The organism is Arenibacter flavimaris (genome assembly GCF_030291335.1).
In the GTDB taxonomy this organism is placed as follows: Bacteria; Bacteroidota; Bacteroidia; order Flavobacteriales; family Flavobacteriaceae; genus Arenibacter.
The window spans coordinates 108,069-127,505 of the sequence record NZ_JASWIM010000003.1 but is presented as its reverse complement, the minus strand read 5'-3'; the positions used below and the strand labels follow the sequence as shown (position 1 = coordinate 127,505).

Genomic DNA, 19,437 nt, shown 5'->3' with positions numbered 1-19,437 from the left:
CAGGTTAAATATTTTGAACGAAAGGATTTATAAAGTGTGAAGTCAGGAGACTTAGCAAAGCTGGCAGTTGATCTACGAACTAATACGGAAAAAAAGAGCTCCTTCCCTTAGTAAGGGAAGGTGGATTCTCCGACAATAGGAGGAGAAGACGGAAGGGATTGTAAGTTCAAGCATGGTTGTTTAGTGAGATAGGGCTTGTGAAGTGCGAAGTCAGGAGACTTTGCACAGCAGGAGACTTTGCACAGCGGAAATTACTTTCTTATTATTGTAAACTGTTAACCACAATTACTATCAGTACCTATGAAGTTCAGATTTATTTTATTGTTTGCACTATTTTTATCTCCCTCTGTACAGTCCCAAGACATTTCCCAATTATACTTTAATGGGAACAAGGAGTTTAAAGTGCTGCAGTTTACGGATACCCATGTTAATGTAGAGAGTGGTAAAAACGTGGATGCCTTTACCACCATTAAAAAAATCATGGCCATAGAAAAACCGGATTTAGTAGTCTTAACGGGCGATGTAGCTACCGATGGCAATCCGGAAAAGACTTATAAAGAATTTGAAGCTATTTTTACCGAAGCCAAAATGCCATGGATCGTTACCCTGGGAAATCACGATTCCCAAGCCGATCTTTCAAGGAAAGAAGTGGCCGACTTTCTTCAGAATTTAAATTACTGTCTAAACAATGACCAGGGAGAGACTTATGGCCACTCCAACTTTGTTTATCCTGTTCGCAGTACCGATAATAAGAACAAAGCGCTTATTTATGTCATGGATTCCAATGCCTACAGTACCTTAAAACCTGAAGTGGATGGGTGGGGCTGGTTTGATAATAGTCAAGTAAGCTGGTACAAGGAAAAAAGCAGGGAATTCACCCAATTAAACAACAACCGACCCTTACCGGCCATTGCCTTTTTTCATATTCCGTTACCTGAGTATTACCAGGCATGGAAGAACAAAAAAGTAAAGGCCATAGGGAAACGCAAAGAACAGGAATGTGGTCCGGAAATTAATACGGGTATGTTTGCCGCCATGTTGGAAGCCAAGGATGTCATGGGCACTTTTGTAGGTCATGATCACAATAACGATTACATTGGGGTGCATTACAATATGGCCTTGGCATATGGTAGGGTTACCAAAACAAAAACCTATAACAAAGCTCCTATAGAAGGTGGAAGAATAATTGTTTTAAAAGAGGGGAAACGTAGCTTTGACACTTGGATACGGGAGGTTAACGGCAAAAAAGTCTATCCCTGCACTTGGCCAGATTCATTTGTGGAATAGATGGGTGGAACTCCCCCCTACCCTCCCGCAATGACCATAAAATTTCAGGTTGAGCGTCCCAATGGCTATCATGAGAGATTTATTATAACATATTCAATTGCCGAAGGATGTTCTTGGTGATTTCTTTTCTACAGGCGCCAAAATCGGGATTTTTATCGGCCCTATTTTTGATCAATCTGGTAGCGAAAAAATAAACATTATCACTTCGTTCCAAATAACCTACCCACCAACCGGTATCTTTACCGCCGTCCCTGGTCCAACCAGTCTTGGCCCGTAATGTATAATCTGCCGTCTGCTCTTGGACTATCATATCTTTTAGGATCTGAAAGGAAGTCTTTTTAAAGGGTAGGGTTTCTTCATATACCCCAATTAAAATAGCTACTTGATTGGCTGGGGAAATGGCCAAATTTCCAAAATTCCAGAAATCGTCATCGTTTATGGACAGGTCGGTGTTGCCATAATTGGAGGCCTGCAAATATGGCTTGTATTTTTCTTTTCCAATTTTTTTTGCCAACTCAACATATACCCAGCCCGCCGAGGTTGTAAATGCCTCTTTCATGGACATATTGTGATAAATATTGGGGCGATAACCGTATTTAATGGTATCCGTGGCCCCCGGCCAATTAATTATGTCATTTTCAGTTTTAACCACCCCCGTCTCTAAGGCGATCAAGGTGTTGATGATTTTAAAAGTGGAAGCGGGCAAAGTGCCTTTGTGGCTGTCCTCAATATCACTTGAAATCCATTTTTTGGCATGGTAATCATAAATTGTTGTACTTCCTTTTATATTGCAGTCGCTAAAAGGTTTGGACAGGTCCTCTTGGCTGAACAAATAGAAAAAACTGCAATTTAAAACAGCGGCCACAAATACTATTCTCTTCATTATTTCCTTATAAATAAATGTGTTGAAAGGGATTTTGTACACTCATTTTCTTAAATCCGCAAGGCCCACTTATTTAAGTGGGCCTATTGGATATTCAGCATACGACAGGTCCTAAATACTTTGGATCTAGGTCACCATTTTTTATATTCTTTACAATTGGATCTTAGCGCCCATCACTTTTAAAAATTCCCTTATAAAACTAGGATGTGCAGGCCAGGCGGGGGAGGTAACCAAGTTGCCATCTACAAAGGCCCCATCTACGGGAATGGATTGAAATTCCCCTCCAGCCAAGGTTACTTCCGGCCCCACTGCTGGATAGGCCGTGAGTTTTCTTCCTTTTACAACTCCTGCAGCAGTTAAAATTTGAATGCCATGGCAGATGGCGGCAACAGGTTTGTTGGTGTTGAAAAAGTGTTGTACTATTTCGAGCACCTTTTTGTTCAATCGCAAATATTCAGGAGCCCTTCCTCCTGCAATCACCAAACCATCATAGTCGGACGCATTCACATCTACAAAGCTGTAGTTCAAGGCAAAATTATGACCAGGCTTTTCAGTGTAGGTCTGGTCGCCCTCAAAGTCGTGTATGGCCGTTTTAACGATGTCCCCCTTTTTCTTGTCCGGGCAAACGGTATGTACCGTGTATCCGACCATTTCCAGCATTTGAAATGGAACCATGGTTTCATAATCTTCAGTGAAATCTCCAGTTAAAAACAATACTTTTTTCATTGTTATTATTTATGGTTAAAAATTTATTTGTGCTGTTTAATTGGTGTTTAAAATCCTAAGGAAGAAGGCTGGTTGCCCTGTACTTAAAATTCACCCTTCAAGTTAGTAAATATTTGGTTTGCATAAGTCATAGTTATTTTCCTAAGAGTTTGGTATAAGTGGGTAATGCACTGTTTTTGAAGTATTTAAAATCATTTGGTTTTTCAAAAATTAACCTTCTTTTAATACATTTTTGTTGTTTTGTTGGCATTATAGGGTCACTGTGGTCAAGGTTCAAGGTTCATGTGGGGATGAAAAAACAAGAGCTCCTTCCCTTGGCAAGGGAAGGTGGATTCTCCGACCAAAGGAGGAGAAGACGGAAGGGATTGAAACTCAAGGCTAGGTGTTTTATACGAAAGGTTTTATGAAGTGCTATGTCAGGAGGCTTTGCTCAGCGTGAAGCTTGCGCCAGCAGCGGGGAGTAAATAAAAAGCTCCTCCCTTTAGCCAAAGGGAGGTGGCTTCGCCATAAGCGAAGACGGATGGTTCGGGAAGCCCAAGACTTTGGTAATAACCAAATGAGAGATTTACGAAAAAGCTAGGGATTTCAAACCTGCCTGACGCCAAGGCAGGCTCCCCTTTCTTTCCTGCCTTAAGACAGGAAATTCATTCCCCTCTTCGTTCCAAGATGGGAGCTAAAACTAATACGTCATTGCGAGGGAGCTTTGGCGACAAAGCAATCTCTTTCCTCAAAAAACAGATTGCTACACATTGTTCGCCATGAAAACAGGAAACGAAAGGGATTGGAACGAAAAGCTAGATGTTTTCGCGAAAGGGTTTATGAAGTGCCACGGGAAGATGCAGTCAAGACCTAATGCGATAGATTAATTTAAACAGATGACAGCCTACCAGCCTCCTTTAATGCTCTTTCCGCTTGGGCCAAGTGTCTCTGATTGTGATAGATGACCACCCTAAACGTATCGCCCAATCTAAGCTTGATCCATTTTGAAATGGAAATGCCCGTTTTGGTCTTGATGAGGTTTACTTCATTGGAATTGTTCAATAGGTTGAACATAACCTGTTGTTGGTCCAAAAACTTCTCGATCGTGTCCATGTTAAGATTACTGCCTATGGGATCCATGGACTTAAAAGTTTTCATCTTGTTCAGCTTTTTCTTGGGGAGCATGGTCTTGGCAAAATAATTGCCCAACCAGCCGCTTTTGAATGTTTCGGAAGGTCGATGTTGGGAGGTTTTTAGCTGTTTTTCAATTTCAGGAATATAAAAATCCCCATACCGGTTTAAGTGTTCCAAACATTCCAAAATACTCCAACTCTCAGGAGAGGCTTTCCAATTCAAGGTTTCCAATGGCAAGGTTTTAAAGTGCTCGACCTTGCTTTTGTTTTCCTGGGTACGCTCCAATAAATCCTGTAATAAATCCTTAGAGGTCATTTCCATTGTTTTTTAGGGCAAAATTCGCTGCTTTTAGCATTTAAAACATTGATTGAGATTAAGATTTTTTAATCCTGGAAAGTGTTTCAGGGGTCATTCGTAAATAGGAGGCTATGTATTTGCTGGGTATTTCCTGAAAGAGTTGGGGACTGCGCATTAGGACTCTCCTATACCGTTCCACGGGAGACACGGTTAAAATATCCCGCTCCCTTTCCATCTGTTGCAATACCAATTGCTCTAAAATAAGTTGCCATTTTTCCATATTTTCAGGAGAGGATTTAATATAATTGGTGAAGGCCGATTTGCCAATGACTTTTAGTTTGGTTTTTTTTAGTGCCTGTATATACAAGTCGGAAGGCTTTTCATTTAGAAAGGAATCCAAGGCAGCTATAAAGTTGTCTTTATAGCCAAATCTGATGGTGTGTTCCTCATTTTCCGATACCACAAAAATTCTTAAACTCCCCTTTGCTACCCAGTAGAGGTTGGTGTCCAAGCTCCCCTGTACTTTTACATATTCGTTCCGGCCCAATTCCAGATCTGAGCTCCATAAACCTTTCCGGTCTATTTGTTCCTTTAGGTGGGTAATGGGATTCATATGTCTAGCTGATTAGGTTTTAATGCTCATAACAATTTTCCCTTTATGTTTTCCCTCGCCAAAATACTGGATCAAGCGCCCTGCATCTTCCAAGGGATATGGGCCATCTATATGGCATCGAATTTTCTGCTGTACTATCAGGTCACAGATATAATCCAACCCAATATTTGATTTTAGGGCGAGTATCTTTAATCTTTTAGTGCTGAACAGGGGAACCAGTTTACCCCATAGTAACAATCCAATAAGATTGAAAGGGCTGCCGCCTATACTTACATACCGCCCCTTGCGATTTAAGGCTTTGAGATAGGAAAGAGAAGCTTTGTTGGACTTACAATCCAGGATGAGGTCATACCGTTTCCCAATCCTAGTGAAATTTGTCTTTTTATAGTCGATTACCTGATCAAACCCTAGGGAGGTCATCATGGGCAGTTTTTCTTGGGAATCCACTCCGGTTACTTCACAATTATGGAGTTTGGCCAACTGTAGCCCAATAGTACCCACGCCACCACCGCCACCGTTGATCAGAATTTTTTGTCCCTTTTTTATGTGCCCTATGTCCTTTAGGGCCTGTAACGCCAGACAGGAGGCATGTGGAATGGCTGCTGCTTCCTCAAAACTTAGGGCCTCGGGTTTCCGGATGACCGCCTTTTCGTCAATGTTGATATATTCTGCAAAGGTGCCAAAGCCAAAATTAGAGGTGTCGCCCATGACCATATCCCCGACCTTGAATTTTGTGGCCTTAGCCCCCAGAGCAGCAACGGTACCCGATAATTCCATTCCCAAAAGGCCATGCTTAGGTTTAAACAGGCCAAATAATAATCGGTACAAATAGGGTTTTCCCCTGACTAGGCTCCAGTCGTAATCGTTTACGCTAGTGGCATGGATCTTTATTAGTACCTCATTGTCCTTAGGGGAGGGGAGTGCAATTTCGGTTATCTTAACCACCTTTTCGGGCGGACCATAGGATTTACATGTAATAGTTTTCATTGGGTTCTATTGATGTCCTAATTTAATCATTTGATCTTAATGGGCATTTCATAATCTTCGGTCATGTTATAGGGCATTTTCCAAATGTCACCTTCAAAATTTCCAAAATAAAGTTCGGATTTGCTGAACTGGTGCGAGTCTCCATCGGCCCAGAAAAAACAAAATGGGTCTTTATAATTTACGGGTCTTCGTACATAGGAATGGCTAAAGGGACTATGCTCTGTTATGGCTTTTACCTTTTCCCATGTTTCTCCCTTATCCTTGGATTGCCAAATGGCCAGTTCCCCACCTACGCCCCAATCCTGGTCCCCTTTTTCGGTAGGTCCAACAATCTTCCAATCGTCTTGGGTTATAAAGAGACTCCCCATATCATAATTATGGTCCGAGGTAGTTACCACGGTAGTTTGCCATTCCGTGCCGTTCCATTTGGTAATACACCACTCGTACGGAGCGCTCACAGGACCGGGTTCGTGGCCATTACTTCTAATATATAGGCAGGTTGGATTACCCATGGCATCAAAGCCCATATCTTTTAGGTACACATTTTTTTCCTGGGAGGCGTAATCCATCACTTTGGAGCGACTGTTCAGGTCTATCACCGGAAGAGGTGTTTTTACGCCATCAACGGTTGTCCATGTGGCGCCAAAGTCGCCCGATTGTATATAGTATAGATCCGTCCTTTTGTCCACATTTCCATTGGGGTGTCGGTTAAAAAACGTTCCTAGCACCTTGCCGTCATATAGGTCGCTGGTCTGGTAATGCCCAGATTTTTCACCTTCCATTTCAGGGATGGCGGCAAGCAATTTATCATTGGTCCAAGAGATGCCGTCCTTGCTGGTTTCAAAATAGAGTTGGCGTACGCCGGTGTATTTTGTGAAAAATTGAAAGAAGCCAAAATTGGTATACCGGGGTTGTGGGTAGGTCATTTCCTCTTCCGTAATCTGTACAAATTCCTTAATGGAATAGGGCGTCTTACTTTTGTATTTATAACCTGGTCTTTTAGCACCCCGCCCACTGATAAACACCCAAATGTAACCAGCGCCATCTAGCAATATGGAGGGATTGTCATGTGGGTCGTCTACCCCATTTTTGTCATAGACTATGGTGGGTCGTGAGACCATTCCCGTTTTATGGTCGAACTCCCCGATCATACAGAGCAGGTGACGTTGGTCTGCAGAGGGTGTTCCCCCATATACAAAAAAGGTTTTTTTAACTTCGGGGGCGTATATGGCTAGGGGAACATGTTTTGCGGTGTAGGTTCCTAATGCTCCTGAGTATTTGTCTCCATACTCGTACTTCTGATTTAATTGGAACCAAATGCCCCTGTAGCCGTTGATTTTTGTATTGGTCAAGCTTTGTCCAAAGGCATTTCCAGCAAAAAAAATAATAAAAAGAAGGGGCATTAAGTTGAAGTTCGTTTGAGCTTTAATACGTTGCATTTTTTCCTATTTTGTTTTACTAAAGCATTTTTTTTTGATGCCCCCCGGACCAATATATTCACCTGTCTCTTGAAACCCAAACTTCTCATATAAGTTTATTGCTGGGGCATTGGCCCAACCAGTTTCTACAATAAGGGTCTCAGAATTGTCATAATCTTCCACGAACAATAAGAGCTTACGGGCAATTCCCTGCCTAAAATATTTTGGATGTACTACCAGGCTACAGATTTCAAGCGTATTTTTAAGTTGGTTTATTTCAACTGCAGCAGCCAAAACTTCACCTTTCCATACACCATAAAATTGGGTGTTCCTATTTTGAAAATCGGAAGTAGTCCTTTGCAAAGGAGGAAAATCCGAGACCCCCAGTAAGTCTGCCTCGATGCGGTAGGATTCTTGAAAAAGCGTGTGGAGTTTTTCCGCATTGGAAATTTCTGAATGGGTTATTTTTTTGATCATTGTTTCTTTAATAGACCTTGCTTTGAGGAATAAAGTCCCTATAATAGCCTAAGATAACAATTCCTTTTTACTACCTATTATTTGTTTAAAATTCAAGATTGATATGGGGATGACAAAACAATAGCTCCTTCCCTTGGCGAAGCCTGTCTTGCGTTTTTCGCGGGAGGACAAGGTGGCTTCTCCGACTATAGGAAGAGAAGACGGAAGGGATTGAAACGCAAAGCTAGTTGTTTTACGTGAATGGGTTTATGAAGTGCGAAGTGGCAAGACTTTGCACAATTCATTCCCCTCTTCGTTCCAAGAGGGGAGCTAAAAGAATTGGTCGTTGGGAGCCTGCCTATAGGTAGAAAAGGAGCTATGATGATGAAGGAAGCTCCTATTACAAAAGAAAAAATAGTCTCACTTTGCCTAGCAGATCAAAGGTTGTTAAGTTTTTGGATATTTGCATTATTTGAATATTTTAAGGGCAGGTATATAGCGAGGTCTTTTGTTCTTAAACACTTTGATGGCGTTTACAATTATTATGGTAATATTATAGATGTATAGGACTATTACCGGAATATATAATTTTAAGAGACTTGCCGGTCCTACGATGGTCCCAAAATACCCCATTATTACGCCTAAAAATCCAGAAAATAGTATAATAAAATAGGAGAAAAGAAGTAGGCACCAGGTAATTTCGAAATTTAAAATAGACATGCCTAGTTCACTTACACCCTTATATTTATCCTTTTTCAGGATCCAAAAAATTAGGGGAAGAATAATCCCTAAAATTGGAAAGAATAAAAATCCCAATGCCGATAAACTCATAAGTGTCAAATATCCTTTGTCCTCGAGAATTGTCCAATCCAACATTTCATCGGGAGAAGTATCCAATGCTAGTGCCAGTCTTTTTAGTGTATCCCCTCTAGGTGCAGATTCGCTATTCTCTATTCTTTGAACAGTCCTTAGACTCAAACCGGATTCTTCGGCCAGTAATTCTTGGGACATCCCTTTTCTACACCTCAGTTCCTTAACTCGCTGTGATAAACTCAAATTGCTCACTTATTATGATTTTTGTTTGATGTAAAAGTAATTCAGGTTGCCAGTTTCAATAACGTCTCCTATACGACATGTTTGCGTCATTAATGTCAACCCCTTATTCCAGGGGCAGTAAACGGGAATGGATAATTATATTTCTGTATAATCCAAAAATAATCAAATTCAATCTTTGTATCACTTATTATAAAACCGAGTCTTATTAAACTTGCAGTAACGTTAAGAACAGGCTCCTTCCCTTGGCTAAGCCTGTCCCGCGTTTTCCGCCGGAGGACAAGGTGGCTTCTCCGACTAGAGGAGGAGAAGACAGTAGGGATTGAAGGCTCAAGACATTGCTGCATTGACCAAAGTATTGGTAATACTTTAGTTCTAATATTCTATTTAAGGATAGGTTTGTTGAGGGGGATAGGGGGAGGAACCAATGGTGTGCGACTTCTCTCCCGATAGGCGTCGGGGGTCCATGAAAAACGGACTCTGTCATACTAAGTGGATTGGCAGTGTGGGTACTGTCGTGACGAAACAATACTCTCCTTTAAAAAAGGGATGTGTCCAAATAAGATAACTAAGCCAGTTGTTAATGAAAGGCAAAAGATTTTTAAGCCTTATTTGATCATCCCCAGATTAATGACTTCCTGTTCGGTAAGATGTCTCCAGTGTCCACGGGGAAGATCTTTTTTGGTGAGTCCGGCATAGACTACCCTATCCAATTTTACGACCTCGTATTCCAGTTCTTCAAAAATACGCCTCACAATTTTGTTACGGGTACTTTTAAGTTCTATTCCTACCTCTCGTTTAGGGGCATTTTCAATAAAACTAACATCATCTACCCTAACCACGCTGTCGTCTATAGATATGCCTTCCTTGATCTTAATAAGGTCTTCGCCCCTTAGGTTTTTGTTCAGCTCAACATGATATATTTTGCGAAGTCCGTTTTTCGGTTTTGTAAGTCGCTTTGTCATTTCCCCATCATTCGTAAATAACAGTAAACCAGTGGTGTTCTTGTCCATTCTCCCTACCACCGAGAGTTTGGATTTGGAAGCATTGGAAATAAGGGAGGCTACCGTTCTTTTTCCGTGCTCATCCTTTGGCGAGGTAACAAAATCCTTGGGTTTGTTCAGTAGTACGTATTCCTTTTTCTCGGGATTTAGCAAACGGCCGTCAAACTTTACTTCATCGGTCAGTTTTACCTTGTAGCCCATTTCGGTAATTGGCTTGCCGTTTACGGTGACGTTTCCTGCAGAGATATAAATATCGGCATCCCTACGTGAACATACGCCAGAGTTGGCTACATAACGATTTAAACGCATTACATTGGGGTCGGAAGGTGGTTTTGCTTCCGTTCTCTTTCTTATAGGCGCATTGCCCCGTGCATGGCTCTTTTTTCTAAAAGTGCCCCCTTGTCTTCCTGATGCTTTCTTGTCATTATTGGAATCTGACCTACTCATATGTACTATAATTTATTGCAAAGGTAGCAAAGGAAATCGTATGTATAGGATATTGTAGGGGTTATTAGTAATTCTTAGAGAATTCTATTCAATACCAGATCTATATTGATCAATAAAATACTGAATACTCCCAGTATGATGATCAGTTTTAGAATATTGTGCAGCCATACATAGTGTTTTTTGCTGTTCGATTTTACCAAAAGGACTAGAAATCCCATCAACAAAAAAATACAGCCTATAAAATAAAGGTACATATAGCCCACATCAAAATATTCTATCAGAAGGTAGGAGGGGAGCAACGTTAGGCCGATCAAAATAGCGATACAGGTCTTGGAAAATTTTGCTCCGTACAATATGGGAATGGTCTTGTAGTTCTGGGCCATATCCCCTGCCATGTTTTCCAGGTCTTTGATCATTTCCCGGGCCAATATCAACAGGAAAAGAAAAAGTGCATGGACAAAAATTACGGTATCAAAATTCTTGTAATACACAAAAACAGCAAAAAAGGGGGCAATGGCCAGGGTGGCCGAAACGAAATTTCCCAAAAAAGGGACCTTCTTTAACTTGTGGGAATAAAACCATATTCCAAAAATATAGGCCGAAAAGAACACTACGGCCCTAAAGGAGACATAACTGGCAAAGAATACGGAAAGAAAATTCAGCACAAAATAGGTGGTGAGTTTGGTGCGCTGACTAACCAAACGATCCAGCATACTCTTACGAGGTTTATTGATCAGGTCTTTTTCCGCATCGTAAAAATTATTGATGATATAACCTGCTGCGATTACCAAGGCCGAACTGAGAACAATAACGAATAGGTTGCCATCAAAAACAACTTTTCGCAGTGGTAAATGGGGAGCTAAAATATAAATGGAGGCCAAGTACTGTGCCAAGGTAATCATAAGAATGTTGTAACCTCTGACCACAGAAAACAGGCTCAGGAACTTTAATAGCAAGAGCTTGTTTTTTCTACTAAGCATAGGGGTTGGATTTAGAAGTTATAAACCACTTCCAAATTATAGCCTTTCAGGGCCTTTTTTGCCTTGTTGAAGTCTTCGGTAAATCCCAAAATATAGCCACCGCCGCCAGAGCCACAGAGTTTTAGATAATAGTCATTGGTATCTATCCCCTGCTTCCATAGTTTGTGGAATTCCACGGGGATCATAGGCTTAAAATTATCCAGGACTACATGGGACAACTGCTTTAAATTCCCAAACAGGGATTTTACGTTCCCATTTATAAAATCTTCCACACAAGCATCGGTGTGCTTAATAAACTGATCCTTTAGCATCGCCCGAAAACCTTCGTGTTTCATTTGCTCCATAAACAAATGTACCATCGGAGCAGTTTCCCCAGTGCTACCACTGTCCAAAAGGAATACAGCACCCTTGCCATCCAAATTTTGTGACGGAATGCTGGTAGATTCTATATTGTCCTTGGAATTTATGAGTATTGGCAGACTTAAATAGCTGTTCAAGGGGTCCAATCCGGAGGATTTACCATGGAAAAATGATTCCATTTTTCCGAAAATGGTCTTCAGTTTTAATAATTTTTCCCTTGTAAGATTCTCTAATACGGTAATTTTTTCAATGGCATATTTATCGTAAATGGCCGCCACCAAGGCGCCGCTACTACCTACGCCGTATCCTTGCGGAATGGAACTGTCAAAATACATTCCGTCGGCTATATCCTTATTCAAGGCCTTCAGGTCAAAAGTCACCAATTCATGGTCTTTCTGCTGCAGGTCTTTTAAATATTCTGCAAAGGCCCTAAGGCTGGCGTTCGACTTCTTTGCCGCCTCAGAATTCTTGTTTTTTGATTTTAGAGCTCCCTTAAAAAAATTATAGGGTATGGAAAGCCCTTTGGAATCCTTTATGATTCCATATTCCCCAAAAAGTAAAATTTTAGAGTAAAATAGCGGTCCTTTCATTTCTTTAAGATAACTATAAATAATTTAAATTCTTTCAAAGACATTAAAATAACAAAAGATGCAACTGAATGATTAACGTAATATCCCACAATTAATTATTCACTTTCCGTTTGAAAATTATAGCTTTCTTGCCCCTTTTCCAATTTGATCGCAAATATACTGCCCGTTTTCGCAATATACAACCAACTCATTATTAATAAATTGATAAACTTCTTCTTTTTCGCTTTCCGGATATAGCACATGCACATTGGCCCCAGCATCCAATGTAAAACAGAGGTGGGTTTTGGACGATTCCCTAAAGGTCCATATTTTATTAATGATCTCCAGGGTGTTGGGCTTCATCAACATAAAATAGGGCATACTGGTCATCATCATGGCATGCAAGGTCAGTGCTTCGCTTTCTACGATTTTAATAAACTCCAATAAATTTCCTTCTTCAAAAATCCTTTTTAATTTAGACAGATTTTTATGCGCTTGGTCGAACCGTTGTTCCGCAAAAGGATGATCGTGCATTAAATTATGGCCAAGGCTACTGCTTACCTGTTTGGATCCCTTGTCTACCAAAAGAATGGTATCCTGATAATTCTTAAAAATCGGATGCACTTTATAGGGATATTTTATGGCATAAAGATCGGTGCTGTCCAAGGTGTCCTTATGTGCCCCCCACTGCATTAAATCCCCTTCAATACTACGGCAAGCGCTTCCAGATCCCAATCGGGCTATAAAAGAGGCTTTCTTTTTAAAGAAATCAGGGTTCATTGTTGGATTTAACTCCCTTTCCAGTTGTATAAGGCAAAGTGCTAGGGCAGACATGCCACTGGCCGATGAGGCAATACCACTGCTGTGGGGAAAGGAATTGGAAGTTTCTATCGTAAAATGATAGGCTTTTAAGAAGGGCAGATAGGGCTCCGTCCTCTTTAAGAACGTATTTATTTTTGGTTTAAAATCTTCTTTGGGCTTCCCGTCAAAAAAAAGGTCAAAAGAAAAGTCCAAGGCCTTATTTTTTAATTTTTTGTAGGTAATGGTTGTTGTGGTAGCGCAAGTGTCCAGGGTAAAGCTGATGGATGGGTTGGCGGGAATCTGATGTTCCTTTTTCCCCCAGTATTTTACCAAGGCAATATTACTGGGCGATTTATAAGTAACTTTTCCTTCCATTTTGTCTGTAGTATAAGAGGAAGGTATAAAGTCTTTATCGGTCATATTGCAATCAATTTGTACAAAGATAGCTTTTAAGTGGTTTTACTATAGATCCTGTTAAAATAAATTGTTAATTTAGGGCGTAAACAACCAACCTTTGAAAAAGCAACTTACCTATATCACAATTTCAGTAGCCGTATGTTTAACCATTGGGTTTTTATCAAGTTTTGCAACGCAATCCTCGGTAAATAGTTGGTTTTTGGAACTGAATAAACCAAGTTTTAATCCGCCTAATTGGATTTTTGCCCCAGTCTGGACCGTACTTTATATAATGATGGGGGTTGCAGCGGGGATTGTCTGGGCAAAGGGGTTTTATCATATTTGGGTAAAAACGGCCTTGTACCATTTCGGGATACAGTTGTTGTTCAATGCGCTATGGAGTATAATTTTCTTTGGATTTAAGAATCCGTTCGCCGCCTTACTCGTTATTCTCACCTTGTTAATATTGTTGATCTTTACCATAAAATGGTTTAAGGTGGTGAGCACGACTGCAGCCTATTTATTGATTCCTTATCTACTGTGGGTGTGTTTTGCCACGGCCCTGAATTATAAGATTTGGGAATTGAATTAATTTTTTTCTTAGCCTTATATTGAAAGTGGTAAGAGAAAAGACCCTTCTTCACTAGGTGGTCCCTAAAATCTCGGGATTTTATGGACCGATGCCATGGCCTAAATTATTTCCAAGGCTTCAATAATTCTTTACGGCCATATCATCTCTACGACGGAAAAAGAATCAGCCTGGCCTCGGATACAACTGGCTCCTCATAACCAAGGTACACCGCACCTTGGTTATGAGGCCCTGGTCGTTTTTATTCATCGGCTGGTCTATTGATATTTAATGGTATTCATGAATGCTACGCATTTGGGCGATGCAAAAAATGAACAGACCCGAACTTTTGGGCAGTTTACTCTAGCTATTTCTAATTCGCACAAAACTTTTGAGAAGGATTATTTAATTACTGATTACTGATTACTGTTTACTAATTTGTTCCCCCATTTCCAACAACTTCATCATGGTCCTGTGATTTCTGGTAGTAGCCTGCACTTTAAGTTTTTTTTCAAAAAAATTATTATCGCATTTTGTTTTGCCATAACCTTGGTCCGTGCATAGGTAGACACAACTATGGGAAATTATAAACCGTTCGTTGTTGAATTGTTCTTGTTGCAAACTATTGATCAATGCAAGCTTGGGAGTTTCCTGTAACAGTACATAGTACCATTTTTTAGTTTTCAAGTCGTTAGGTTCATCATAAGGGGATTGCTCCATAATTTTTTTCCATTCTATGTATGTCCTGGCCAATACGGGAACATCATAGCCAAAGGTGTCGCAGATACCCTCTTTGATTATTTGTGATACTTCTGTGTTCGAATCTACATCACTTTTTAAAACAATATTGCCGCTTTGTATGTAGGTTCTTACCATTTTAAAATCCAGATCATGGAGCATGGCCCTTAAATTGGACATTAAAACTTTCTTGTGGCCGCCAACATTGATTCCCCTTAGTAAAATAATATACGTCGTCATGGTGGTCCAGTATTGGGAGAGGCTCATAAAATTAAGAATAAAAGTGCTCTGTGGAAATAATTATGTTTTATTATCAATTAATTTCTTCTTTGGATGCGATAATTTAAGACTGATTATAAGTAAACCTGGAGGTATGCAAGGGAGCAGGGATTATTGTTATAATCTTGGGAACCTGATTATTAATTTTTCAAAATTAGTGCCCATATTTTGTTATCTTGATACCCATTTTAAAAATATACCACCCTTATGGAAAAATATATACTAGCGTTGGATCAAGGTACCACGAGCTCCCGTTCCGTTGTTTTTGATAAAAAAGGCAATATAATTTCGGTCGCCCAAAAGGAGTTTACGCAATATTTTCCAAAACCGGGATGGGTAGAGCACGACCCCTTGGAAATTTGGTCCTCCCAGGTGAGCACCGCAGCAGAGTCCACCACAAAAAAGGGAATTTACGGAGCGGATATAGCTGCAATCGGGATAACGAACCAAAGGGAAACGGTAGTAGTTTGGGATAGGAACACAGGAAAGCCTGTGTATAATGCCATTGTTTGGCAGGATAAAAGGACCTCCAACTATTGCGATGAATTAAAGGGCCAGGGAAAATCCAAACTTATAAGGGAAAAAACCGGTTTGGTCATCGACTCCTACTTTTCGGGAACCAAGGTGAAATGGATTTTGGATAATGTGGAAGGGGCCAGGGAAAGGGCGGAAGCAGGAGACTTGGTTATGGGGACCATAGATTCTTGGTTAATTTGGAATATGACCAAGGGGGAACTTCATATCACGGATGTTACCAATGCATCCAGAACATTGCTTTTCAATATAAACACCTTGGAATGGGATGATGAGTTATTGGAGCTTTTTACCATTCCAAGGAGTATGTTGCCCAAAGTGAAACAGTCCAGTGAGGTATATGGTAATACCAATCCAAATTTCTTTGCAAGTAAAATACCTATTGCCGGAATCGCAGGTGATCAACAGGCGGCATTATTCGGCCAAATGTGCACAAAACCTGGCATGGTTAAAAATACCTATGGAACGGGTTGTTTTATGCTAATGAACATTGGGGAAAAACCCATTGTTTCTGAAAATAACCTTCTAACCACGGTAGCATGGACCATAAATGGCAAAACCCAATATGCCCTGGAAGGAAGTATTTTTATTGCTGGTGCCGTTGTACAATGGTTGAGGGATAGCTTAAAAATTATAAAACGGTCCGAAGATGTGGAGAAATTGGCCGGTTCTGTAGAGAGTACCGATGGGGTTTATTTTGTACCTGCCTTTGCAGGCTTGGGCGCGCCCTACTGGAACCAACATGCGCAGGGAACGATTTTTGGGCTCACAAGAGGGAGTACGGATGCCCATATTGCCAGGGCATCTCTGGAATCAATTGCATTTCAGACCATGGATGTCTTAAAGGCGATGGAGGCCGATTCTAAAATTTCCATAAAAGAATTAAGGGTCGATGGGGGCGCTACGGTCAATAATTTATTGATGCAGTTTCAGGCCGATGTGTTGAATACTTCCACCGTACGGCCAAAAGTGATAGAGACAACGGTTATGGGAGCAGCTTATTTGGCAGGTTTGGCGGTCGGATTTTGGGAAAGTTTGGAAGAGATACAGGAAATTTGGCAAACTGATGTAAATTTTGATCCCACAACCGAGAGAAAAGAAATAGAGAAAAATATTAAAGGCTGGTACAGGGCCATTGATGCTGTAGAATATTGGTCCAAACTAAACGATTAAATATAAAACCAACCAACTATGACTCCTTTTATTGCTGAAATTATAGGTACTTTTTTCCTGATCCTCTTGGGGGGCGGGGTTGTTGCCAATGTAATCCTGAACAAAACCAAATCCAACGATTCGGGCTGGATGGTCATTACCACTGCTTGGGGTCTGGCCGTATACGTTGGGGTGGCAGTGGCCGCACCCTATAGCGGGGCACATTTAAATCCGGCCGTAAGCATAGGCCTTGCTATGGCCGAAAGATTTGAATGGGCTTTGGTGCCCACTTATGCCTTGGGACAATTTATAGGGGCCATGTTGGGTGCCTTGGTCGTTTGGCTCTTCTACAAAGATCATTTTGATGCAACTGAGGACCAGGACACTAAAAAAGCGGTATTTTGTACAGCTCCCGCCATAAGAAATCCCATTAATAATCTATTTAGTGAAATAGTAGGTACTTTTACCTTGGTGTTTGTAGTGCTCTATTTTACCGATGCCTCAATAACCGATACGGATACCGTTATTGGACTAGGGTCTTTGGGAGCCCTGCCCGTTGCATTTTTGGTGTGGGTAATTGGGCTTTCCTTGGGAGGTACCACGGGTTATGCCATAAACCCGGCCAGAGATCTGGGTCCACGAATAATGCACGCTATAATGCCTATTAAGGGAAAGGGTGGGAGCGACTGGGGTTATGCCTGGATTCCCATTGTAGGACCAGTGATCGGGGCAATTTCGGCGGCCTTGCTAATGATATTGTTGGGTAGTTAGCCCATCATTAATGTTTGGCAATTGCCTGAGCGGCAATATAGGCCCCTGTCCAGGCATTTTGAAAGTTAAAGCCGCCCGTAATGGCATCCACATTTAACACTTCCCCGGCAAAATAGAGTCCGGGTAAAATTTTACTTTCATAGGTTTTAAAATTTATTTCCTTTAAGTGCACCCCACCGGCAGTAACAAATTCCTCCTTAAACGTACTTTTTCCATCTACCCTGAATACCGAACCCGTTAATTGCTTTGCTAAGTTTTGTAGTTGTATTTTGGAGATATCGGCCCATTTATCGGTGTCCGAAATTTGCGCTGCCCTAACCATACTGCCCCACAACCGTTTTGGTATGTCAAAAGCTTTGGTGCGCAGTATGGTTTTCTTGCCTTCAACCTCCTTGATTTGTTGAAGTTGTCTCTGTAGGCCTTCCTCATGATAGGCAGGTAGCCAGTTTATTTGAATTGAAAACTTATAATTCAAATCATTCAATATCCGTGCCCCCCAGGCAGATAACCTTAGGATGCCCGGACCGCTCATTCCCCAATGTGTAATTAATAGAGGGCCTTCGGATTCCAGATCGGAGGGCTGGATGGAATATTTTTTTAAGGCCGACTTAAATTTGCTGTTGTTGACCTGGGAAGGAATTATTTTGATATTGGCATTGGTGCTAACACCTTGTATTCCAGTTATTCTTTCATCCTTAATATTAAAAGTGAAAAGTGAGGGAACAGGGGGAATTATTGTATGTCCCATTTGTTTTAAAAGATCCCAAATTTTGGGATTGCTGCCCGTGGCAACCAATATTTTTTTGGCTTGGTAGGTGTTGCGAATTGTTTTGATTTCCCAGGGGTAATTCCCTTTTTCCACATTTTCGTACTGCGATGTTATCCCCACAATGGAACTGTTCTTAAGGACTTTGATTCCCAAACGGTCGGTTTCTTTAAGAAAACAATCTATAATGGTTTGGGAAGAATTGGAGGAGGGGAACATTCTTCCATCGGCTTCAATGTTCAATGCCACACCCCTTTTTTCAAAAAAAGACATGGTATCTCCAGTGCAATAAGTGTGAAATGGCCCCACCAATTCCCTTTCTCCCCTGGGATAATTCTTGGTAAGTTCTTTGGGGTCAAATTCGGCATGGGTAACGTTACATCGCCCTCCCCCGGATACTTTTACCTTGGTCAGTACCTCTTTGCCGCGTTCCAAAATGGCTACCCTTAACTTGGGATTGCGTTCCATTATATGAATGGCACCATAGAAACCTGCGGCACCACCTCCTAACACAATAACATCGAACATTAATTGATGCGTTCTGGATAATTGGTGATTATGCCATCCACTCCCAATCTCTCTACAGCTTCAATTTCTTCTGGTTCATTTACCGTCCAGGGATAAATTTTGAATCCGGCCTTTTTAATTTCATTGACGTTCTCCAAAGTGAGGTCCTCAAAATACGGATTAATGGCCGCGGCGTGCAATTCTTGGGCAATATCCAAGGCTTTTAATGGATCACCGCTTATAAGGATGGCAATGGGGACTTCCGCATTCAGAGCACGCATGGTCTTAAGTTCCTCCCATTTGAAGCTGGAGATTATAAATTTATCCATGGACCAACCCTTTTCCTTTATGTAGTAGTTTATTATAAAGTTTACCCTATCGGCTGTATTGGACCCTTTGAGCTCAATATTTAACTGAACTTTTTTGTCTATTACATTTAGAACCTCCTGTAAAGTTGGTATTTTATGGTTGCCTATCAAAGTTAATTTCTGTAGGTCTTCAAAATTATAATCTTCGATATTCCCAATACTATCCGTAAGTCTTTCCACATCCTTATCGTGGAAGACTACTGTTTCACCGCTTTTTATTTTAAATACATCAATTTCAATCATGTCAACACCCAGATCTATTGCTTTTTGAATGGATGCCAAGGTGTTTTCCGTTTCATGCCCCATGGCACCTCTGTGGCCAATAACCAAGGGTTTATTCATATTGTCACAACTTATAATTAAT

General features: G+C 40.9%; 19 protein-coding genes. 4 read left to right on the top strand and 15 right to left on the bottom strand.

What is annotated here, in order from left to right; genetic code table 11:
* Positions 1-300: 300 nt before the first annotated feature.
* Complete coding sequence (locus tag QSE00_RS03825) at positions 301-1,287, top strand: metallophosphoesterase family protein (RefSeq protein ID WP_286104918.1); 987 nt, start codon at positions 301-303, stop codon at positions 1,285-1,287.
* Between the two features lie 82 nt (positions 1,288-1,369).
* Here QSE00_RS03825 and QSE00_RS03820 read toward each other — a convergent pair whose 3' ends face one another.
* The 12 genes from QSE00_RS03820 to QSE00_RS03765 all read right to left on the bottom strand — a co-directional run bounded on the left by QSE00_RS03820 (position 1,370) and on the right by QSE00_RS03765 (position 13,414).
* The gene (locus QSE00_RS03820; protein ID WP_286104917.1) at positions 1,370-2,170 is read right to left on the bottom strand and encodes a penicillin-binding transpeptidase domain-containing protein; all 801 of its coding nucleotides are present in this window, start codon (positions 2,168-2,170) and stop codon (positions 1,370-1,372) included.
* A 150-nt stretch (positions 2,171-2,320) separates the two neighbouring features.
* Complete coding sequence (locus tag QSE00_RS03815; RefSeq protein ID WP_110354594.1) at positions 2,321-2,896, bottom strand: DJ-1/PfpI family protein; 576 nt, start codon at positions 2,894-2,896, stop codon at positions 2,321-2,323.
* 867 nt (positions 2,897-3,763) lie between these two features.
* Positions 3,764-4,324, bottom strand: a complete 561-nt coding sequence (locus tag QSE00_RS03810; protein WP_353477435.1) for a DinB family protein — start codon at positions 4,322-4,324, stop codon at positions 3,764-3,766.
* A 58-nt stretch (positions 4,325-4,382) separates the two neighbouring features.
* A complete protein-coding gene (locus QSE00_RS03805) occupies positions 4,383-4,919 on the bottom strand; it encodes a Crp/Fnr family transcriptional regulator (protein ID WP_110354596.1) in 537 nt (178 codons plus the stop codon).
* Between the two features lie 12 nt (positions 4,920-4,931).
* Positions 4,932-5,906: an NAD(P)-dependent alcohol dehydrogenase gene (locus tag QSE00_RS03800; RefSeq protein ID WP_286104915.1), complete on the bottom strand. Its 975-nt coding sequence runs from the start codon at positions 5,904-5,906 to the stop codon at positions 4,932-4,934.
* A 26-nt stretch (positions 5,907-5,932) separates the two neighbouring features.
* Positions 5,933-7,345: a BNR-4 repeat-containing protein gene (locus tag QSE00_RS03795; protein ID WP_286104914.1), complete on the bottom strand. Its 1,413-nt coding sequence runs from the start codon at positions 7,343-7,345 to the stop codon at positions 5,933-5,935.
* 6 nt (positions 7,346-7,351) lie between these two features.
* Complete coding sequence (locus tag QSE00_RS03790; protein WP_286104913.1) at positions 7,352-7,801, bottom strand: GNAT family N-acetyltransferase; 450 nt, start codon at positions 7,799-7,801, stop codon at positions 7,352-7,354.
* Positions 7,802-8,248: 447 nt separating this feature from the next.
* Positions 8,249-8,845, bottom strand: coding sequence for a helix-turn-helix domain-containing protein (locus tag QSE00_RS03785; protein WP_286104912.1), 597 nt, complete (start codon positions 8,843-8,845; stop codon positions 8,249-8,251).
* A 596-nt stretch (positions 8,846-9,441) separates the two neighbouring features.
* Complete coding sequence (locus QSE00_RS03780; protein ID WP_110354601.1) at positions 9,442-10,284, bottom strand: pseudouridine synthase; 843 nt, start codon at positions 10,282-10,284, stop codon at positions 9,442-9,444.
* A 74-nt stretch (positions 10,285-10,358) separates the two neighbouring features.
* A complete protein-coding gene (locus QSE00_RS03775) occupies positions 10,359-11,264 on the bottom strand; it encodes a geranylgeranylglycerol-phosphate geranylgeranyltransferase (protein ID WP_110354602.1) in 906 nt (301 codons plus the stop codon).
* Positions 11,265-11,275: 11 nt separating this feature from the next.
* Positions 11,276-12,214, bottom strand: a complete 939-nt coding sequence (locus tag QSE00_RS03770) for a mevalonate kinase family protein (protein ID WP_286104911.1) — start codon at positions 12,212-12,214, stop codon at positions 11,276-11,278.
* Positions 12,215-12,331: 117 nt separating this feature from the next.
* Positions 12,332-13,414, bottom strand: coding sequence for a diphosphomevalonate decarboxylase (locus tag QSE00_RS03765; RefSeq protein WP_110354604.1), 1,083 nt, complete (start codon positions 13,412-13,414; stop codon positions 12,332-12,334).
* Between the two features lie 94 nt (positions 13,415-13,508).
* On the opposite strand from QSE00_RS03765, the gene QSE00_RS03760 reads away from it, so the two are divergent.
* Positions 13,509-13,982, top strand: coding sequence for a TspO/MBR family protein (locus tag QSE00_RS03760; RefSeq protein WP_286104910.1), 474 nt, complete (start codon positions 13,509-13,511; stop codon positions 13,980-13,982).
* A gap of 399 nt (positions 13,983-14,381) precedes the next feature.
* Here the strand turns inward: QSE00_RS03760 and QSE00_RS03755 are convergent, their stop codons facing one another.
* The gene (locus QSE00_RS03755; protein ID WP_181422799.1) at positions 14,382-14,936 is read right to left on the bottom strand and encodes a DUF1697 domain-containing protein; all 555 of its coding nucleotides are present in this window, start codon (positions 14,934-14,936) and stop codon (positions 14,382-14,384) included.
* A 246-nt stretch (positions 14,937-15,182) separates the two neighbouring features.
* Between QSE00_RS03755 and glpK the strand changes: the two genes are divergently transcribed.
* Positions 15,183-16,682 carry a glycerol kinase GlpK gene (gene glpK, locus QSE00_RS03750; protein WP_286104909.1) on the top strand — a complete coding sequence of 500 codons (1,500 nt, stop codon included), beginning with the start codon at positions 15,183-15,185 and terminating at the stop codon, positions 16,680-16,682.
* An 18-nt stretch (positions 16,683-16,700) separates the two neighbouring features.
* On the top strand, positions 16,701-17,432 hold the full coding sequence (locus QSE00_RS03745) for an MIP/aquaporin family protein (RefSeq protein WP_286104908.1): 732 nt from the start codon (positions 16,701-16,703) through the stop codon (positions 17,430-17,432).
* A 7-nt stretch (positions 17,433-17,439) separates the two neighbouring features.
* Here QSE00_RS03745 and QSE00_RS03740 read toward each other — a convergent pair whose 3' ends face one another.
* On the bottom strand, positions 17,440-18,726 hold the full coding sequence (locus QSE00_RS03740) for a BaiN/RdsA family NAD(P)/FAD-dependent oxidoreductase (protein WP_110354610.1): 1,287 nt from the start codon (positions 18,724-18,726) through the stop codon (positions 17,440-17,442).
* Positions 18,726-19,415, bottom strand: a complete 690-nt coding sequence (locus QSE00_RS03735) for a glycerophosphodiester phosphodiesterase (protein WP_258364752.1) — start codon at positions 19,413-19,415, stop codon at positions 18,726-18,728. The genes QSE00_RS03740 and QSE00_RS03735 overlap by 1 nt, the downstream gene beginning before the upstream one ends.
* Positions 19,416-19,437 lie beyond the last annotated feature (22 nt).

Bases quoted from the DNA above. Each gene is read 5' to 3' on its own strand.
- QSE00_RS03775 (WP_110354602.1), bottom strand. From the start codon at position 11,264: ATGCTTAGTAGAAAAAACAAGCTCTTGCTATTAAAGTTCCTGAGCCTG.
- QSE00_RS03790 (WP_286104913.1), bottom strand. From the start codon at position 7,801: ATGATCAAAAAAATAACCCATTCAGAAATTTCCAATGCGGAAAAACTC.
- QSE00_RS03745 (WP_286104908.1), top strand. From the start codon at position 16,701: ATGACTCCTTTTATTGCTGAAATTATAGGTACTTTTTTCCTGATCCTC.
- QSE00_RS03770 (WP_286104911.1), bottom strand. From the start codon at position 12,214: ATGAAAGGACCGCTATTTTACTCTAAAATTTTACTTTTTGGGGAATAT.
- QSE00_RS03795 (WP_286104914.1), bottom strand. From the start codon at position 7,345: ATGCAACGTATTAAAGCTCAAACGAACTTCAACTTAATGCCCCTTCTT.
- QSE00_RS03735 (WP_258364752.1), bottom strand. From the start codon at position 19,415: ATGAATAAACCCTTGGTTATTGGCCACAGAGGTGCCATGGGGCATGAA.
- QSE00_RS03765 (WP_110354604.1), bottom strand. From the start codon at position 13,414: ATGACCGATAAAGACTTTATACCTTCCTCTTATACTACAGACAAAATG.
- QSE00_RS03820 (WP_286104917.1), bottom strand. From the start codon at position 2,170: ATGAAGAGAATAGTATTTGTGGCCGCTGTTTTAAATTGCAGTTTTTTC.
- QSE00_RS03825 (WP_286104918.1), top strand. From the start codon at position 301: ATGAAGTTCAGATTTATTTTATTGTTTGCACTATTTTTATCTCCCTCT.
- glpK (WP_286104909.1), top strand. From the start codon at position 15,183: ATGGAAAAATATATACTAGCGTTGGATCAAGGTACCACGAGCTCCCGT.
- QSE00_RS03800 (WP_286104915.1), bottom strand. From the start codon at position 5,906: ATGAAAACTATTACATGTAAATCCTATGGTCCGCCCGAAAAGGTGGTT.
- QSE00_RS03780 (WP_110354601.1), bottom strand. From the start codon at position 10,284: ATGAGTAGGTCAGATTCCAATAATGACAAGAAAGCATCAGGAAGACAA.
- QSE00_RS03740 (WP_110354610.1), bottom strand. From the start codon at position 18,726: ATGTTCGATGTTATTGTGTTAGGAGGTGGTGCCGCAGGTTTCTATGGT.
- QSE00_RS03810 (WP_353477435.1), bottom strand. From the start codon at position 4,324: ATGACCTCTAAGGATTTATTACAGGATTTATTGGAGCGTACCCAGGAA.
- QSE00_RS03805 (WP_110354596.1), bottom strand. From the start codon at position 4,919: ATGAATCCCATTACCCACCTAAAGGAACAAATAGACCGGAAAGGTTTA.
- QSE00_RS03755 (WP_181422799.1), bottom strand. From the start codon at position 14,936: ATGACGACGTATATTATTTTACTAAGGGGAATCAATGTTGGCGGCCAC.
- QSE00_RS03815 (WP_110354594.1), bottom strand. From the start codon at position 2,896: ATGAAAAAAGTATTGTTTTTAACTGGAGATTTCACTGAAGATTATGAA.